The 16,599-nt window shown below is 32.0% G+C and carries 17 protein-coding genes; 15 read left to right on the forward strand and 2 right to left on the reverse strand.

The features are described 5' to 3' along the window. Nucleotides 1–128 precede the first annotated feature (128 nt). The 14 genes from HMPREF9699_RS05045 (at nt 129) to HMPREF9699_RS05110 (ending at nt 13,689) form a co-directional block, all read left to right on the forward strand. A complete protein-coding gene (locus tag HMPREF9699_RS05045; protein ID WP_002662943.1) occupies nt 129–509 on the forward strand; it encodes a helix-turn-helix domain-containing protein in 381 nt (126 codons plus the stop codon). Nucleotides 510–1,203: 694 nt separating this feature from the next. Continuing rightward, nucleotides 1,204–2,343, forward strand: coding sequence for a tyrosine-type recombinase/integrase (locus HMPREF9699_RS05050; protein ID WP_002662944.1), 1,140 nt, complete (start codon nt 1,204–1,206; stop codon nt 2,341–2,343). Nucleotides 2,344–2,356: 13 nt separating this feature from the next. Then, nucleotides 2,357–3,640: a hypothetical protein gene (locus HMPREF9699_RS05055; protein WP_034985638.1), complete on the forward strand. Its 1,284-nt coding sequence runs from the start codon at nt 2,357–2,359 to the stop codon at nt 3,638–3,640. Nucleotides 3,641–3,729: 89 nt separating this feature from the next. Further along, on the forward strand, nt 3,730–3,963 hold the full coding sequence (locus HMPREF9699_RS05060) for a helix-turn-helix domain-containing protein (protein ID WP_002662947.1): 234 nt from the start codon (nt 3,730–3,732) through the stop codon (nt 3,961–3,963). After that, on the forward strand, nt 3,960–4,817 hold the full coding sequence (locus HMPREF9699_RS05065) for a BT4734/BF3469 family protein (protein WP_002662949.1): 858 nt from the start codon (nt 3,960–3,962) through the stop codon (nt 4,815–4,817). The genes HMPREF9699_RS05060 and HMPREF9699_RS05065 overlap by 4 nt, the downstream gene beginning before the upstream one ends. A 299-nt stretch (nt 4,818–5,116) precedes the next feature. Beyond that, complete coding sequence (locus HMPREF9699_RS05070) at nt 5,117–5,473, forward strand: hypothetical protein (protein WP_147292187.1); 357 nt, start codon at nt 5,117–5,119, stop codon at nt 5,471–5,473. A gap of 15 nt (nt 5,474–5,488) precedes the next feature. Beyond that, nucleotides 5,489–6,085, forward strand: a complete 597-nt coding sequence (locus HMPREF9699_RS05075; RefSeq protein WP_002662953.1) for a hypothetical protein — start codon at nt 5,489–5,491, stop codon at nt 6,083–6,085. Next, a complete protein-coding gene (locus HMPREF9699_RS05080; RefSeq protein WP_002662955.1) occupies nt 6,085–6,318 on the forward strand; it encodes a hypothetical protein in 234 nt (77 codons plus the stop codon). The genes HMPREF9699_RS05075 and HMPREF9699_RS05080 overlap by 1 nt, the downstream gene beginning before the upstream one ends. Before the next feature lie 180 nt (nt 6,319–6,498). Beyond that, the gene (locus tag HMPREF9699_RS05085; protein ID WP_002662956.1) at nt 6,499–6,753 is read left to right on the forward strand and encodes a hypothetical protein; all 255 of its coding nucleotides are present in this window, start codon (nt 6,499–6,501) and stop codon (nt 6,751–6,753) included. 25 nt (nt 6,754–6,778) lie between these two features. Next, nucleotides 6,779–7,042, forward strand: a complete 264-nt coding sequence (locus HMPREF9699_RS05090; protein ID WP_002662958.1) for a hypothetical protein — start codon at nt 6,779–6,781, stop codon at nt 7,040–7,042. A gap of 345 nt (nt 7,043–7,387) precedes the next feature. Next, a complete protein-coding gene (locus HMPREF9699_RS05095) occupies nt 7,388–8,236 on the forward strand; it encodes a GLPGLI family protein (protein WP_260182257.1) in 849 nt (282 codons plus the stop codon). A gap of 206 nt (nt 8,237–8,442) precedes the next feature. Then, nucleotides 8,443–9,846, forward strand: a complete 1,404-nt coding sequence (locus HMPREF9699_RS05100) for a 3' terminal RNA ribose 2'-O-methyltransferase Hen1 (RefSeq protein WP_002662963.1) — start codon at nt 8,443–8,445, stop codon at nt 9,844–9,846. After that, nucleotides 9,788–12,412: a polynucleotide kinase-phosphatase gene (locus HMPREF9699_RS05105; RefSeq protein WP_002662965.1), complete on the forward strand. Its 2,625-nt coding sequence runs from the start codon at nt 9,788–9,790 to the stop codon at nt 12,410–12,412. The genes HMPREF9699_RS05100 and HMPREF9699_RS05105 overlap by 59 nt, the downstream gene beginning before the upstream one ends. Nucleotides 12,413–12,711: 299 nt before the next feature. Further along, nucleotides 12,712–13,689, forward strand: a complete 978-nt coding sequence (locus tag HMPREF9699_RS05110) for a polyprenyl synthetase family protein (protein WP_002662967.1) — start codon at nt 12,712–12,714, stop codon at nt 13,687–13,689. Between the two features lie 48 nt (nt 13,690–13,737). Here the strand turns inward: HMPREF9699_RS05110 and HMPREF9699_RS05115 are convergent, their stop codons facing one another. Then, nucleotides 13,738–13,983 (reverse strand): NifU family protein, encoded by a 246-nt coding sequence (locus tag HMPREF9699_RS05115; protein WP_002662969.1) that lies wholly within the window; start codon nt 13,981–13,983, stop codon nt 13,738–13,740. 4 nt (nt 13,984–13,987) lie between these two features. Then, nucleotides 13,988–15,091, reverse strand: a complete 1,104-nt coding sequence (locus HMPREF9699_RS05120) for an Mrp/NBP35 family ATP-binding protein (RefSeq protein ID WP_002662971.1) — start codon at nt 15,089–15,091, stop codon at nt 13,988–13,990. A 247-nt stretch (nt 15,092–15,338) separates the two neighbouring features. On the opposite strand from HMPREF9699_RS05120, the gene HMPREF9699_RS05125 reads away from it, so the two are divergent. Next, entirely contained in the window at nt 15,339–16,592 is a 1,254-nt protein-coding gene (locus tag HMPREF9699_RS05125; protein ID WP_002662973.1) for an aspartate kinase, read from the forward strand. The last annotated feature ends 7 nt before the right edge of the window (nt 16,593–16,599 follow it).

Below are 16,599 nucleotides of genomic sequence, written 5' to 3' on the forward strand. Positions count from 1 at the left end.
AGGAGTAGTTTTGAGGACTTTTAGGGCTACGATGGCGAAATTACCAATGGCAAATACTGCTAAATAATGGTAAATACACGCAAATACTGGGAGAAATTATTAACATACTGAAAGACAAAAAGTGTAAAATGAGTAGTAATATTAGAATTAATCGCATTTGTAAACAATGTGGAGAGACATTCGTAGCCAAAACATTTAAAACTCAATTTTGTTCTCATACCTGTAATTCAAGATTTTATAAGCAAAAAAAGAGAGAGGAAAAACTACAAAAAGCAAAAGAGGAATATTCCACTGATTTGAAAATAAGTAAATTAAAATCTACCAAAAGGCATTTTGATTTGGAGGAACTAAAAGCTAAAAGTTATTTAAGTATTGCAGAGACTTGTGCTTTGGTTGGAATGAGTGATTCCACAATTAGAAAACTTATCAAGGAGCAACAACTAAAAACCATTAGACTTGGCAAAAAGCATTTAATTTTGAAATCTCAATTAGATGATTTAATGAATTGATTGAGTTTAACATTGTTTATTTTAAAGTATCACATCTTAAATATCAAAAATGAGTATTAACTCAAAAATAAAAAAATCATCGTTAAAATCGCTTAAAAATCATTTGGCAGCCTTTATAATGTTTTTATTAAAATAGTTTTGTTGTTTAAGTTGTTAATTAATAATGATTTGAATTTTAAAAAAGCAATAGCCCTTATATTATATACCAATTTATATGTATATAGTTATATTATAGTATTTATATAAAATATAATTATATATAATATAAGCAAATAATAAATTAAAAAAAGTAATAAAAATAAGATAATTAACTATAAATAAGTTAATAAAAAATAAATAGAGGAGCGAAAAAATTTTAGCAGAGGAGTAAATTGAAAACCTGCCGAAAGAGAACAGAATGTTGGCTTTTGGTAGGTTTTTAATTTAGGAGTGCATAAATATGTAAAAAAATGTTGCCAATAACACAAAAAATATGAACTTTACACCCCAATAATTGAGGAGGTCGAAATCCTTAACATTGCTTTTTAAGTAATGGAAATCCAAGCCAAAAAAGGTTTGGATTTTTTTGTTTTTTAATACTGGATAAATAGAGGATTTTTGGAAAGGAAAAGTAAGAATGAGCTTGAATATAGGTGTTTGCTGTTGTCTCGTGTTCCTCAATAGGGGGAATGTTGCAACATCAAAATAAAAAGCAATGAAAGTTTATTTAAGAATAAGAAAAGGACAATTGAGCGAACTAAATAAGCAAAAAGGAAAAGCAAGAATGAATACATTTTACTTGAAATATTACGATGAAGAAACCAAAGAATGCACTTATGAATCCTTGAAACTACAAATATATGATAAGCCTAAAAACTTTGTAGAAAAGCAACATAATAAAGAGACCATTTTATTAGCAGAAGCAGTGAGAAGTGAAAAAATATTGGAAATACAAAGTGGTCGTTTTGGATTTGTAAGCAGTAGTAGTGGAAAGATAGGATTTTTAGCATACTTTGAAAAAATGGTAGAAAAGAAATATGATGTGAATGGAACTTATGGAAATTGGAAAAGTGCATTTAAACATTTAGTCAACTACTGCAAAGGAAAAGAAATCCAAATATCAAAAGTAGATGAAGTATTTTTAGAGGGGTTTAAGGACTATCTTTTGAATGAAAAAATATCAGACAAAGGAGGAAAGTTAGGGCAAAATACAGTATTATCTTACTTTAATAAAATTAGAACAGCCTTAAAAGAAGCTCATAGAGGCAGATTAATATCAGAAAATCCAGTATTGAGAGTAAGAGGAATAAAAGAGGAGGAAACCAATAGACAATATTTAACCTTGGAGGAAATCCAAAGTTTAGTACAGACTGAATGTGATAACCCATTGATAAAAAGAGCATTTTTATTTAGTTGTATGACAGGATTAAGATTTTCAGATATTGCAAATTTGAAGTGGAAGAACTTAAATTATGATGAAAATAATGGTTGGGTATTGAAATTCACAATGAAGAAAACCAAAGGAGTAGAGAACTTACCTATAAATGAACAAGCTATACAACTAATGGGAAAGAGAGGAAAAGATGAAGAGCAAGTATTTGAAAATCTTGTGTATAGTGCATATGGCAATAAAAAACTACACAAATGGGTAAAGGAAGCAGGAATAGATAAGCATATTACATTTCACTCTGCAAGACATAGTTTTGCAACATTGCAACTGACAATGGATACTGATATTTATACAGTTAGTAAATTATTAGGACATAAAAACTTAAAGACCACAGAAATATATGCAAAAGTAATAGACAAGAAAAAAATTAATGCAGTATCAAAAATTCCTAATATTTTTGTATGAAAATATTAGGGCTATGATACATAATGATTTAGAAAATGAAGAGTTTGATAAGGACGAATATGAGAGAGATTTAGAATATGAAGAGTGGTGGGAAGGTAAGGAAGGAAAAAGATGGAGAAATATAGAAAGAGCCATAAATCAAATAGAAGATGAAGAGTTTAGAAAAAAAATAGAGAAATTAAGGGAAAGTAAGGAGTATGCAAAAGATAAGAAGTGGGAGTTAGTTAAGGAGTTTGGGGAATTGAAAACATATGAAGATAAACTCAATTTTTGGATAGAGAAAGGGTTGAGTTTATTTGATACAAGATATTTTGATGATTTGGAGGGTTTTAAAAATGTTATGTTGATTGACCCTACGAATGATAAAGAAAAAAGCATATATTTAATCAAACTTACAGAATGGATAAATATTGTAAATGAGGAGGAAAAAGATAAAAGTTATCAAACTTTGATTGAGAAATATCATAAAGCAGATATAAATAGGAAGTTTATTAAAGAACAGATAGAAATTGCAGATAATTCTGTTGAAAATATAATGAGGGAGTTTGGATTAGAAGCAAATTTGATAAACAATTTTTTGAGTATGTATCAACAAAAAAAGAATCCAAATTGGTATGGTTTATCAAATCATTGTTTAATGCCATTAGGATTTAAAATCATTGCATATAAAACATCAAAGGTTATTGGATTTGTAAAATATAAAGAGTTTTTAAAAGGAGAACTGGAAAATATAAATGAAATTGAAGAAGTAAAAGAAATGGAAATAGAAAAAGCAGTAGAAATAGAAATAAAAGAGGAGGTAGATAAGGTTGTAGAAATTGAGGAAGAAATAGAATATGTTGTAAGTGGGTATAGAACATTTAGAAGAAATGAAAAATTTAGTGATGATGTCAAATTGAGAAAAGTGTTTGATGAACTAATTAATTTGGTTTTTATAGAAAAAATGGTTTTTGATGATTTTAAAAAAGTTTTTGATTATCAAGAAATTGAGATAGGAAGAAAAGAGTTAAAGAATAAAATTATTTGGAAAAAAGAAGCCAATAATTCAAGAGATGACAAAAAAGCCTATAATTGGTCTGAATTACTAACTTTGATAGATTATATTACAGATATTGATTTTAATAGATACACAAGAGAGATAAAGGAAATTATTATTTGTTGTTTTGATTTTCCAGATAAATCATTAGAAAATAAGATAGAAGATATACCAGATAGGATAAAAGCCTATATAGACAGAGAAAATAGTAATAGGAGAAATAAATCCAAAGTAGAGAAAATTTTTGATAACATAGTTTAAGCCCCCAAAAAAGGGGCTTAACTTTTTTTTAAAGGGGCTTAAAGCCATTTAGATTTGCACCATAATTTAATAAAGTAATTATTATAATTATGGAAGATAAAATGAATATGTTAAATGTAAAAGAGGCTGCTCCTTATTTAAAATTAAGTGAGCAGTATATCAGAAGATTGTACAACAGAGGTAAATTGGTAGGATATAAACCAAATGGAGGAAAAATCTATTTTGCTCTTGAAGATTTAGAAAGTTTTTTGAGAAGAAATAGAAGTATGAGTGAAGAAGAGATTTTAAGTAAAAGTTTAACATTTAAAAAAATTGCAATATGAATGTATTTAATTTAGACACTTGGGAAAACTATAAACATAGTGGAGTTATGTATTTATATGAGATATACGATAGTATAAAAGAGGGAGAATATAAGAATGAAATAGAAAAAATTAGATTGCTGTTAAAAAAAGAAATGAAACAAGAAGCTGATGAATTAAAAAGAAAATTACCTGCTTTTACTGTATCAGGGATTTTTAATACAAACAGAAGAGAGGAATATCTTATAAAATATTATGGCTTGATGACTTTGGATATTGATAACTTAAAAGATGAGGAAGAAGTAAAAAGAATAAAAGAAAAAATATGTAAAATAAAATATACTAAAATGGCTTTTATCTCTCCATCAGGTTTGGGAATTAAAATCATTGTGGAAACCAATAATACAAATGTGGAAAAGCATAAAGAAGTTTATAAAGAACTTTTAAATTATTACAAACAAGAACTGGATATAGAATTTGATGAGAAAACGATTGATGTTGCAAGATTGTGTTTTATCTCTTATGATGAAGAGGCATATTTAAATTTGGATTCAGAGATTTTTATAAGTAAAAATACGAATATTGGCAAAGAAAAAGTAGATGATGAGTTTGATAGAATAATTGAGAAAATAATAGAATTTACAAAGAAACGACAAGAATTTAAAAATGGAAATAGAAATCGTTTTGTATATTTATTGGTAAAGAATAGTAAAGGAGCTGGAATTACAAAGGAAAGAATATTAGAGTTTTGTTTAAATAACTGTATAGAGGAAGATTTTACAGAAGAGGAAATTCAAAATATTGTAAAGAGTGTATATAATGATGACAAAGTTTGTTTTGGACAATGGAAATATAAGTATAAGAAAAATTTATGAAATGATTTGTGTCAGAAGAAAATTTGATTAAATTTGCTCTACAAAATAGGTAAAATTATAAGAGAGAAAACATAGATTTTAAATAAAATTTGACGACATACATTTTGTAAACTGATTTGTGTATTTGAAAGGTCGAAAATTCAAAATATCCACACAATAAAGTTTAGCAAAGTGTTTAGGCTAATAGGCTTAAACATTGCTTTACTATGTGGATAGGGAATTCGACCTCCTCAAATACGAGTGAAGCAAATGCTTTAAGCCTATTTTGTTGTTTTATGGAATATAAAAAAGAAAATCATATGAAAAGAAAAATCGCTTTTGGATTATCAGTATTACTATTAAGTTTTACACTTATAAGCTGTAAGAATGATAGAATACAAGGTGTTTATCATTATGTGGAAAGTGAAAATAAAGATGATAACAATATTTTCAGAATGGGTATTAGATTGAGATGTGCATTAATAGGGGAAGTAGAATTTAAAAAAGGAAAATGCTATGTGAATATTGGAGGAATAGAAAAAAGGCTTGATTATGAAATAGATGGCAATGAAATCTATGTGAAAAATGATGATGGAACAGAAGATGTCATTAAAATAGTAGATAATAACACTATTATTGTAGCAGGTTGTACCTTTAAAAAAGATAAAAACAATTAAATAAATTATAGCATTATGTGGAATACAAGAAACATTAATTTTGAGATTATTAAGAATGATAGCCAAAAAGTAGAAAAAGATAGATATATGGATATTTATCCTATATTTATAGATTTTTTTAAAGGTAGAGAATTAGATAAAGAAGCTATTATTTTAGGTATATCGTTAGTGTATAGTTGGATGCCAACCATACCAAAAATAAATTTAGAAAATATAGATGAAGTTGTAGAAATCATCAAAAAGGAGGAACTTACAGCAGATGATTTAGAGGAATTATCAAAATGTTTTAATAATTCAGTGATTGGAACATCTAAACTATTACATTTTATTTATCCAAACAAATATCCTATTTGGGATAGTAATGTTTTTAAGTATTTTTATGATGGTTTGGCATTTGAATATAAGGTAAACAAAGTAAGACATTATTTAAATTATTTTGATTTTTGTAATGATTTGATTGCTAATAATGAGGAAGAAATAACAAAAATACAAAAGGATTTTATTAATAAATTTGGAGTGGAAGTAAGTAAAATGAGAACTTTGGAGCTGATATTTTTCCAAGTAGGAAAGACCAAAAAAGAAGCTCCTATAACATCAAAAACTCATAGATAATGGATTCAGAGGAAGAAGATAAGATAAGAGAGAAAATTTATAAATTGCACGAAAGGTTGATAAGTAAAGAGTGGGCAGAAGATAGAAAAAGAGCCTATGAATCGATAAAAGAGATGCAAAAACACTTGGAGTCTTTATCAGAAGAAGAAGCTCACAAACTAATGGTAGAGCAGACTCAAAGGATATTGAAAGGTGGTCAATTAAGTAGAAGACGAAAATTTAAGAAAATATAGAGAAAATAAAGCTGTTTTGAAATGATTTTCAAAGCAGTTTTTTATTTTTGCAAACCATACAAATCATATAATGCTTTTAGTAGGGGAAGAAAATATTAATGGAGAATATGATGATGTTTTTTTTGTAAAGTATTAATTAATAGGACTTTTTTATTAAATTTACTGTAAATAAAAAATATTATGAAAATTGAAGATAGATATAGAGAATTGAAAACAGCTGATAATTTAATGAGTAATCATTTACATAATAAGTTATCTACTGTATTGAGAGATATAATATCATTAGTAAAAGATACTGAACATGAGAAAATTCTAAAAGATTTTTATAAAGAGACAGAAGATATTCCTTTTGCAAAAAAAGGAAGTGAAGAGTTTTTAGAGATTAGTAAATTATCTTATAAGGTTTTGCAATATATAGAAGAGAATTTACTTTAATAAATTTACAAAGAAAACCAACTTTATGAGGACAATGATTTTAGTAGGTACATTTACACAGAAAGAGATATTAGAGCACAAAATAAAGGTGATGGGGAAAGATTGGGTGCAAAACAGATTGGAAGCAAAAGAGCAGGTTCAAGATATGAAAAAGCGACAGAATTCTTTATCAGAAGAAGAAGCTCACAAAGAAGCAATGGAACAAGCAGAGAAAATCAAAAGATTGAGAGAAGAGAGAATGAGTAGAGGAGAGGATAGTTTTAGTAGAAGAAAATTTAAGAAAATTTAGAGTAAATAAAAGCTGTTTTGAAATGATTTTCAAAGCAGTTTTTTATTTTTGCAAACCATACAAATCATATAATGCTTTTAGTAGTCAGATTACAAAATGGGCTACGATTGATTTTAAAACATACTTAAATGGGAAGTATTACATTTTCTGTATCGGAAAATAACTGCTATTTTTTTGAGTAATGGGTAGCTGATTTTATTAAATGATTAGTTTCCACTAAATTAAGTTGAGGTTGGTGTTAAACTATAAAAATTTGGTTTTTTGAGTCCAAAAGAAGTATATTTGAAAACGATTAATAATAACGGAAAGTTAGTTTTATAAGCTGAATCTAGATTTTTAATTATTATGATAATGAAAAAAATTAGTCTATTTCTATTGGTTTTTGTTGTTAGTTTTGTATTTGCTCAAAACTATAAAGTGGTATATCAAGTTTCTTGGAAACCTTCTAAGGAAAAGGATTCTGTATATACAGATTTATCCGTTTTGGTAATTGATGAAAACAAATCATATTTTGCAGGATATAATACCTATTATTCTGATTCTCTGAAGACAAATATTGTTGATAGTTATATCTCTAACTCTAAAGATGGGAGCTTGAGAATTCCTGATTCAAAAAAAAGTTTATTTAGAAAGATTATTTTAAAAAATATCGCTTCCGATAGCATTATTCAAGAAGAAAAATTTTATACCACTACATTCCATATACAGTCTTCTTGTAAACCCAAATGGAAACTTCACAATGAAGAAACTTTAATTTTGGGATATAAGGCTAAAAAAGCAAGTACAGAGTTTAGAGGAAGAAAATGGTCGGCTTGGTATGCAACTGAAATTCCAATATCTGATGGTCCCTATAAGTTTTATGGTTTACCTGGACTTATATTAAAAATATCTGATGAAAAAGAAGATTATATCTTTGAAGCAAAGGGAATTACAAATGAAATGGTTAAATTGCATTACAGACATTTTGGTCTTCCGAATCCCGTTTTATTAACAGAGAAAAAATGGTTTGATTTTTACAAGAAATATCAAAAACACCCCTCTATAGTTTTGGAAAATCTAAATACATCTTCTACCACCTTTGTTATCAATGGAAAAGAAATAGACAGAGATATAAAAAAGGAATATGATGAAAGAGAAAAGAAATATCTAAAAGATAATAATAATGAAATAGAATTAAGTAGCTCTTGTTTATAAAGAACTCGTCTTGACTTTTTATTTTGCTTAAATCCCTTGAGTTTTATACCACTTTAAATCTCTTTGTAGAAGTACTAAAAACTTTGACAAAATACCCAAAAGGGTGAAACTCATTCAACTCAATATTCTTCTATAGATTTCTAAAAAGCTTAAACAAGTTCTATAATAATGTATAGTGAATAAATCTTGATAAAAAGAACGAAATCATGATTTTAAATATTACCACTACCCACTCACCCGCTACGGATTTGGGGTATTTGCTTCATAAACATCCAGATAAGTTTCAGACTTTTGATTTGTCTATAGGAAGGGCTTTGGTGTTTTACCCTGAAGCAACAAATGAAAAAACAACCGTGAGCTTGTTGCTGGACATTGACCCTATTGATATGGTGAGAGGAGTGCGGAAAATGGGCGGAGATAATTTTGCCTTGGGACATTATGTAAATGATCGTCCTTATGTGGCCTCGTCTTTTATGAGTGTGGCAATTGCAAAGGCTTTCTCTTCAGCGATGAACGGAAAATGTAAAGATAAACCTGAATTGGTAGATAAGAAAATACCTATTGAGGTCAATATCAGCTCCATTCCTGCTCCTAAAGGAGGTGAACTTTTAATCCGAAAATTGTTTGAACCTTTGGGGTACAAAGTAGTACTGACACGCCATACTTTAGACCAAAAATTTCCCGAATGGGGACAAAGTAAATATTTTTCGCTCCAATTAGAGCATACCATAACCGTGAAAGAACTGCTCTCTCATTTGTATGTATTAATACCTACTTTGGACAATGATAAACACTATTTCGTTAGTGAAAGCGAGATTGAAAAATTGCTCCAAAAAGGGGAAGGCTGGCTCAGGGAGCATCCAGAAAGAGAACAAATTATTCGGCGTTATCTTATTAATTTAGCTTCCCTATCAAAACGAGCTTTAGAAAGAATCAGTGATGGAGAAACTGTAGACAATATAATAGATGAGTCTACAGAAAATAGCCAAATTCAAAAAAAGAAAGAAAGCCTGCATGATAAGCGCTTAAATTTGGTGGTAGAAAAACTTATAGAATCAGGAAGCGAACGCGTTTTAGACTTGGGTTGTGGTGAGGGGAAGCTCATTAAGCTGCTGCTCAAAGAAAGGCAATTTACAGAAATAGTAGGTATGGATGTATCTTACAGTGAATTGCTCAAAGCCAAAGAAAAATTGCATTTCGATGAAATGCCTCCTAAGCAGAAGGAAAAACTCCAGCTTTTTCAAGGTGCTCTGACCTATAGAGACCAGCGTCTCCATGGTTTTGATGCTGCTGCCGTAGTGGAAGTTATAGAGCATTTAGATTTAAACAGGTTGCAAGCTTTTGAACGCGTATTGTTTGGATTTGCTCAGCCAAAAACCATCGTGCTTACCACACCTAATAAAGAATATAATGTAATGTGGGAACAATTGGAAGCCGAGAATATGAGGCATGATGACCATCGTTTTGAATGGACAAGAGAAGAATTCCAGCAGTGGGCAGATAAAATAGGAAAAATGTATAACTATAGTGTGGAGATTTTACCCATCGGATATGAAGAAGAAAATATCGGTGCTCCCTCACAAATGGCAATATTTAGATATGGAAATTAAAGTACCAGAGCTTTCATTAGTAGTGTTAATAGGTGTTTCTGGTTCGGGAAAAAGTAGTTTCGCGAAAAAACTGTTTAAACCTACAGAAATATTATCCTCTGACCAATGTAGAGCATGGGTTTCAGATGATGAAAATAATCAGGCAGCTACCAATGACGCCTTTGATGTATTGCATTACATTGCAGATAAACGCCTTAAAAATGGTTTACTGACCGTAATTGATGCAACGAATGTGCAAAAATCAGCACGAAAAGGATTGATAGAATTGGCAAAAAATCATCATTGTTTACCTGTAGCAATAGTGCTAGACTTGCCCGAAAAAGTTTGCGAAGAAAGAAATCAAAACAGAGTGGATAGAAATTTCGGAAATCATGTTATTCGTAGACAAGCTCAAGACTTGAAAAAATCCATTAAAGGGCTAAAACACGAAGGGTTTAGGCATATCTATGTTTTGAAATCGGCTGAGGAAGTGAATGCCGTAGAAGTCATCAAAAGAGAAAAACTCTACAATGACAAAAAAGAAGAAAAAGGTCCATTTGATATTATTGGTGATGTTCACGGGTGTTTTCAGGAGTTGGAAGAATTGCTATTGAAACTGGGGTATCAAATCAATAGAGTTGAAGAAAATACTAACAATTTTGGTTTTGAAGTCATTGCTCCCGAAAATAGAAAAGCCATTTTTCTTGGTGACCTAATTGATAGAGGTCCAGATTCGCCTTCGGTTTTGAAATTGGTCATGAGTATGGTAAACTCTGGTATAGCATATTGTGTACCAGGGAATCATGATTTGAAATTGCAGAAATACCTCAGTGGGAAACAGGTACAGCTCAAACATGGGTTAGATCTTACCGTACAGCAATTAGAAAATGAAACTTCGGAATTTAAGAAAACCGTTGAGCAGTTTTTATATGGTCTCATCAGTCATTATGTTTTTGATGATGGGAATTTAGTAGTGGCTCATGCAGGATTAAAAGAAGAGATGCAAGGGCGTGGCTCAGAGGCGGTTCGTGCATTTTGTTTGTACGGTGAAACAACGGGGGAGATGGATGAGTTTGGTCTTCCTGTACGCCATAATTGGGCAGATGAGTACCGTGGAAAGGCGAAAGTGGTGTATGGACATACGCCCGTCCCAGAAGCTCAGTGGCTTAATAGAACCATTGATATTGATACCGGGTGTGTATTTGGAGGAAAACTAACCGCTCTTCGTTATCCTGAAGAGGAAATAGTATCCGTAAAGGCAAAACAAATTTACTGCGAACCTATAAGGCCACTACATTTTAATGAATCAGTTCAGCATCTCGATGCTCAACAAGCGTACGACGATGTTTTGGATATAAAAGATGTTATAGGTAAAAGAATTGTACAAACCCGACTGAAAAACAATATTACCATTCGTGAGGAAAATTCCATTGCCGCTTTGGAGGTGATGAGCCGTTTTGCGATTAATCCTAAATGGTTAATTTATTTACCTCCTACCATGTCTCCATGCGAAACGAGTACTTTGCCCGAATTTTTGGAATATCCCGTCCAAGCTCTTAATTATTACAAAAAAAGAGGAGTGAAAACTGTGATTTGCGAAGAAAAACACATGGGGTCGCGGGTTGTTTTGGTTATTTGTAAAGATGAAGCGGCAGCATTTAAACGCTTTGGTGTGGAAAATGAAGGCATTGGCGTTTGCTATACACGGACGGGAAGAAACTTTTTTAATGATGCAGAAATAGAAAAAGTATTTTTATCTCGTGTAAATCAGTGTCTTACTAATACCCATTTTTGGGATAAATTTCATACCGATTGGGTTTGCCTTGATGCTGAGCTGATGCCTTGGTCAGCAAAAGCACAAGCTTTGATAAAAGAACAATATGCGTCTGTAGGAGCGGCAGCAAGTGGTGCTCTTCCAATGGTAGAGCAGGCTTTACAGATGGCTGTTGATAGAGGGATTAAGGATGCCTTGCCTTCGTTGGAAAAATTTTCACAGAAAAATAAAGCCATTGAAAAATATGTACACGCTTACCAAAATTATTGCTGGCCAGTAACAAGTATTGATGATTATAAGCTCGCACCTTTTCATATTTTAGCTACAGAGGGGCAAGTGCATTTTGATAAAAATCATCAATGGCACATGAAAACCATCCAAGAAATAAGTAAAGGTGATGATCAGCTTTTTATGGCAACACCTCATAAAATAGTGGATTTAACAGATTCCAAGAGCTTTGAAGAGGCAGTACAATGGTGGCTAGATCTTACCCAAAATGGCGGTGAAGGAATGGTGGTAAAACCGTATGAATTTATTACTTACGGTACCGAAGGAGTATTGCAACCTGCAGTGAAATGCCGAGGGAAGGAATATCTCAGAATCATCTATGGTCCCGAGTACGATGCACCAGAAAATCTAGAACGCCTAAAAAATAGAAGCCTTTCCAGAAAACGCTCCTTAGCAATTAGAGAGTTTGCCCTTGGGCTAGAATCCCTCGAACGATTCGTGAAAAAAGAACCTCTAAGACGCATTCATGAAAGTGTCTTTGGGGTACTGGCCCTCGAAAGTGAAGATGTAGATCCAAGATTGTGATGCGACTGTATATTGAAAAAAATGAAGAAAGTAAGTATTATAGTGCTTTTTTAAATGTTTGAATTGTTGTATACCAATTAATATTTTATTTATTTGAAGTAATCTAGCTCCTGATGTTATTAAAAAAAAGCTGAAAATCTGGGGATTAAATTTCACTTACCATGATGTGGTATTTTGTATATTACAGGTTTATTTTTATTTTTTTCTAAAGAAAATTTTGAAAAATGAACATTTTAAGAATGGGGCTAATTATTTAAAATATTCATTCCAAAACAGTATATTTGCAAAAATCAATTATAGTGGCGTCTATTGTAGAGCAAATAAAGCAACCTATACAAGGAGAAATGAAACTTTTTGAAAAAAAGTTTTATGAGTCTATGCAAAGTAAAGTTCCTCTGCTAGATAAGGTAACGCGTTTTATTGTTACTACAAAGGGAAAACAGATGAGACCTATGTTTGTTTTTCTTACGGCGAAGTTAGTAGGAGAGGTAAATGATAAAACCTATCGTGCAGCTTCTATGATAGAGCTTATCCATACGGCTACATTGGTACATGATGATGTAGTGGATGAAAGTTTTAAGAGGAGAAATTTCTTTTCTATTAATGCGTTATGGAAAAATAAAATTGCAGTATTGGTAGGAGATTATTTGCTTTCTAAATCCGTTTTACTCTCTACAGATCATAAGGATTATGATTTATTGGCCGTAATCTCTAGAACCATCCGAGAAATGTCTGAAGGTGAGCTTTTGCAATTGGAAAAAGCAAGAAAACTAGACATTACCGAAGAGGTGTACTATGAAATTATTCGTCAGAAGACGGCTACCCTTATAGCGGCTTGTTGTGAAGCGGGAGTGCTTTCTAATTCTGCAGATGAGCAACTTGCGGAGAAAATGAAGCGTTTTGGGACTTATACGGGAATGGCATTCCAAATTAAGGACGATTTATTTGACTATTTGAGTTCTAATATCATCGGGAAGCCTGTGGGCATTGATATTAAAGAACAAAAGATGACTCTTCCACTGATTTATACTTTGAAAAATACCAATGAAACGGATAGAAAAAGGTATTTTGAAACGATAAAAAGATACAATAATCACCCTAAGAGAGTAAAAGAACTCATTGAGTATGTAAAAAAGTTTGGTGGACTAGATTATGCTATTGGAGTGATGAAAGAGTACCAAGAGAAAGCCAAAGCTATTCTTAATGAATTTCCAGATTCTGAAGCGAAAAAATCTCTCCATCTTATGTTAGACTATGTGATAGAAAGGAAACTGTAGTCCTTTCTTTTTCTGTAGATATTTTTTGAGATAAAAAAAGAGGAATCATTATTCCTCTTCTTCTATACTGATAACATCTGTAATTTCTGGTGCAAATTGTTTAATGGTGTTTTCTACGCCCAGTTTCATGGTAGAAAAATTCATGGGGCAGCCCACACAATTGCCTTGGAACTTTACCCAAACCTTATGCTCTTCTATTTTTACCAGTTCTATATCGCCTCCATCTCTATTCAGGAAAGGTCTGATGCTTTCTAGTGCTTCTTGCACTTTTTGTGTAAGTGATTCTGAACTCATATTTTTATTTTTTTGGTGAACATCCTGCCATTGTAGTAATTTTTACTGCTTCTGTAGGAGGTAGAAATTGGTTTCTTTCTACCAAGCTTTCTATCATACTTTTTGCGGTTTCGGTGTATTGGTGTGCGATAGGTGATGCCTCTTGCAATGCAGCAGGTCTGCCCACATCTCCCGCTTCTCTGATGCTTTGAACCAAAGGTATTTCGCCTAATACAGGGATATTGAGTGATTCGGCAAGATTTTTAGCACCATTTTTTCCGAAGATATAATATTTATTTTCGGGTAACTCTTCTGGGGTGAAGTAGGCCATATTTTCTATCAGCCCAAGGACAGGAATATTAATGCTTTCCATTTGGAACATAGCGATGCCTTTCTTTACATCTGCTAGTGCTACATGCTGAGGAGTAGAAACAATCACTGCTCCCGTTACAGGTACTTCTTGAATGATAGAAAGATGAATGTCTCCCGTTCCTGGAGGAAGGTCTATAAGTAAAAAATCCAATTCTCCCCAATGGGCATCTCTCAGCATTTGGCTCAGTGCCTTGGAAGCCATAGGGCCTCGCCATACCACTGCTTGATTACCACCAGTAAAATAACCGATGGAGAGCATCTTTACACCATAATTTTCTATAGGTTTCATGAGGTTTTTACCGTTTACCTCTACAGAAATTGGTTTTTCTCCTTCGGTATCAAACATGGTAGGAACAGAGGGACCATAGATATCTGCATCTAAAATTCCCACTTTGAATCCCATTTTAGCGAGGGTTACCGCAAGATTTGCTGCCACAGTAGATTTACCTACGCCTCCTTTTCCAGAAGCGATGGCAATGATATTTTGGATACCAGGAATCATTTTTCCACGGATGGTTTGTTCCGCAATGGCATCGGGAGAAGGAGAGTCTATCTTTAGCTTAAGCTGAACCTCTTCTCCAAACTGAGAAACGAAAGCCTGTTTCATGGCGGCTTCTAATTTTTTCTTTTCGTGCATCGCAGGGGAATGGGCTACCATGTCTATATAAACATCATTTCCCATGATTTGTAGATTATGAACAAGGTCATCTACTTCTATTTCTTTCAGGAATTCCTGTACAGTATTTTTGTTTATCATTATTAGAAATTGTCATGCAAATTTACTGAATTTTATGGACTTTAGGCGGATGTCTTTTTAAACTTTTTTTAAGGTTTAAATTCCTTGATTAAGTGTATTTTTCTCTCTTAAAAAATCTTATTTCTTTTTTATTCCAAATATTTCTTTATCTTTACTCTTGCAGTTTGAAAATAGTAAGCATGGGTAAGGATTTTTTTATTCTTATTTTTGTGCTTTGATGTTTTTTTTACCAACGAAATCGTTTTTGATGAGAGTATTTAAGTTTGGAGGAGCTTCGGTAAAAGATGCTCATGCAGTAAGAAACCTTAAAAAAGTACTGACTACCCAAGGTATGGTGTCAGGCGTCTTGGTTATTTCTGCCATGGGTAAAACCACTAATGCTTTAGAAAAAGTGGTGGATGCTTATTTCGAGAATGTAGACTGGCAGGTGTGGCTAGCAGATGTTTTTGAAAACCATAAAAATATTATTCAGGAGTTATTGCCCAGTGATGAAAGTTTGCTTTTAGCTATAGAGCAATTGTTTTTAGAAGTACAGTTTTTTTTAGAAAGAAATAAATCTCCATATCGTCCTTTTGTGTATGATCAAGTAGTGAGCTTAGGAGAATTGGTCTCTACCACCATTATTAGCTATTTTCTTAATGCCGAAGGTATTACTAATGAATGGCTGGATGTGAGAGAGTGCATAAAGACCAATGCTCAATACCAAGAAGGCATCGTGGATTGGCAAGAAACTCAAAGAAGAATAGAGCAGATTGATAACAATACACTTTTTGTTACTCAAGGGTTTATAGGAAGTGATGAAAATGGATTTACCACTACTTTGGGAAGAGAAGGGTCTGATTATTCCGCCGCTATTTTTGCTTATGGTCTTTCTGCTGAAAGTATGACGATATGGAAAGATGTACCAGGGGTGATGACTGCAGACCCGAGGTATTTTCCAGAAGCAAAATTGATTACAGAAATGACTTATGAAGAAGCAATAGAGATGGCTTATTTTGGAGCATCGGTAATTCACCCTAAAACATTACAACCGCTCAAGCAGAAAAATATTCCTTTTTTTGTGAAATCTTTCCTCTATCCAGAGTTAGAAGGTACATCGGTAAAGAGTACAGTAGAGACTAAGATGCCTGAAAGTTTGATTTTAAAACAAAACCAGCAGTTGCTCTCTATTTCGTCTAAAGATTTTTCATTTATTGCAGAGAATCATCTCAGTGTTATTTTTAATTTATTGTCTGCTAAGAGAATAAAATTTTCACTTTTACAGAACTCAGCCATTTCACTCATGCTTTGTGTGGAAGATAAATTTCATCATTTGCCAGAACTTTTGGAAGAATTAGCCCCTGATTTTAGAGTGCATTGCCAAGAAAATCTTTACTTATTGACCATTAGAAATATCGCTATTGAAGATATTGCGAGGTACAAGGAAGGTAAAAATATCTATTTGGAACAAATGACTCATAATACGCTACAATTGGTCTATGCACCACAATCTAATATATGAATAACTG

This window comes from Bergeyella zoohelcum ATCC 43767 (genome assembly GCF_000301075.1).
Taxonomy (GTDB): domain Bacteria; phylum Bacteroidota; class Bacteroidia; order Flavobacteriales; family Weeksellaceae; genus Bergeyella; species Bergeyella zoohelcum.

Bases quoted from the DNA above. Each gene is read 5' to 3' on its own strand.
- HMPREF9699_RS05080 (WP_002662955.1), top strand. From the start codon at position 6,085: ATGGATTCAGAGGAAGAAGATAAGATAAGAGAGAAAATTTATAAATTG.
- HMPREF9699_RS05055 (WP_034985638.1), top strand. From the start codon at position 2,357: ATGATACATAATGATTTAGAAAATGAAGAGTTTGATAAGGACGAATAT.
- HMPREF9699_RS05105 (WP_002662965.1), top strand. From the start codon at position 9,788: ATGAAGAAGAAAATATCGGTGCTCCCTCACAAATGGCAATATTTAGAT.
- HMPREF9699_RS05065 (WP_002662949.1), top strand. From the start codon at position 3,960: ATGAATGTATTTAATTTAGACACTTGGGAAAACTATAAACATAGTGGA.
- HMPREF9699_RS05045 (WP_002662943.1), top strand. From the start codon at position 129: ATGAGTAGTAATATTAGAATTAATCGCATTTGTAAACAATGTGGAGAG.
- HMPREF9699_RS05095 (WP_260182257.1), top strand. From the start codon at position 7,388: ATGATAATGAAAAAAATTAGTCTATTTCTATTGGTTTTTGTTGTTAGT.
- HMPREF9699_RS05060 (WP_002662947.1), top strand. From the start codon at position 3,730: ATGGAAGATAAAATGAATATGTTAAATGTAAAAGAGGCTGCTCCTTAT.
- HMPREF9699_RS05100 (WP_002662963.1), top strand. From the start codon at position 8,443: ATGATTTTAAATATTACCACTACCCACTCACCCGCTACGGATTTGGGG.
- HMPREF9699_RS05090 (WP_002662958.1), top strand. From the start codon at position 6,779: ATGAGGACAATGATTTTAGTAGGTACATTTACACAGAAAGAGATATTA.
- HMPREF9699_RS05085 (WP_002662956.1), top strand. From the start codon at position 6,499: ATGAAAATTGAAGATAGATATAGAGAATTGAAAACAGCTGATAATTTA.
- HMPREF9699_RS05050 (WP_002662944.1), top strand. From the start codon at position 1,204: ATGAAAGTTTATTTAAGAATAAGAAAAGGACAATTGAGCGAACTAAAT.
- HMPREF9699_RS05075 (WP_002662953.1), top strand. From the start codon at position 5,489: ATGTGGAATACAAGAAACATTAATTTTGAGATTATTAAGAATGATAGC.
- HMPREF9699_RS05125 (WP_002662973.1), top strand. From the start codon at position 15,339: ATGAGAGTATTTAAGTTTGGAGGAGCTTCGGTAAAAGATGCTCATGCA.
- HMPREF9699_RS05120 (WP_002662971.1), bottom strand. From the start codon at position 15,091: ATGATAAACAAAAATACTGTACAGGAATTCCTGAAAGAAATAGAAGTA.
- HMPREF9699_RS05115 (WP_002662969.1), bottom strand. From the start codon at position 13,983: ATGAGTTCAGAATCACTTACACAAAAAGTGCAAGAAGCACTAGAAAGC.
- HMPREF9699_RS05070 (WP_147292187.1), top strand. From the start codon at position 5,117: ATGAAAAGAAAAATCGCTTTTGGATTATCAGTATTACTATTAAGTTTT.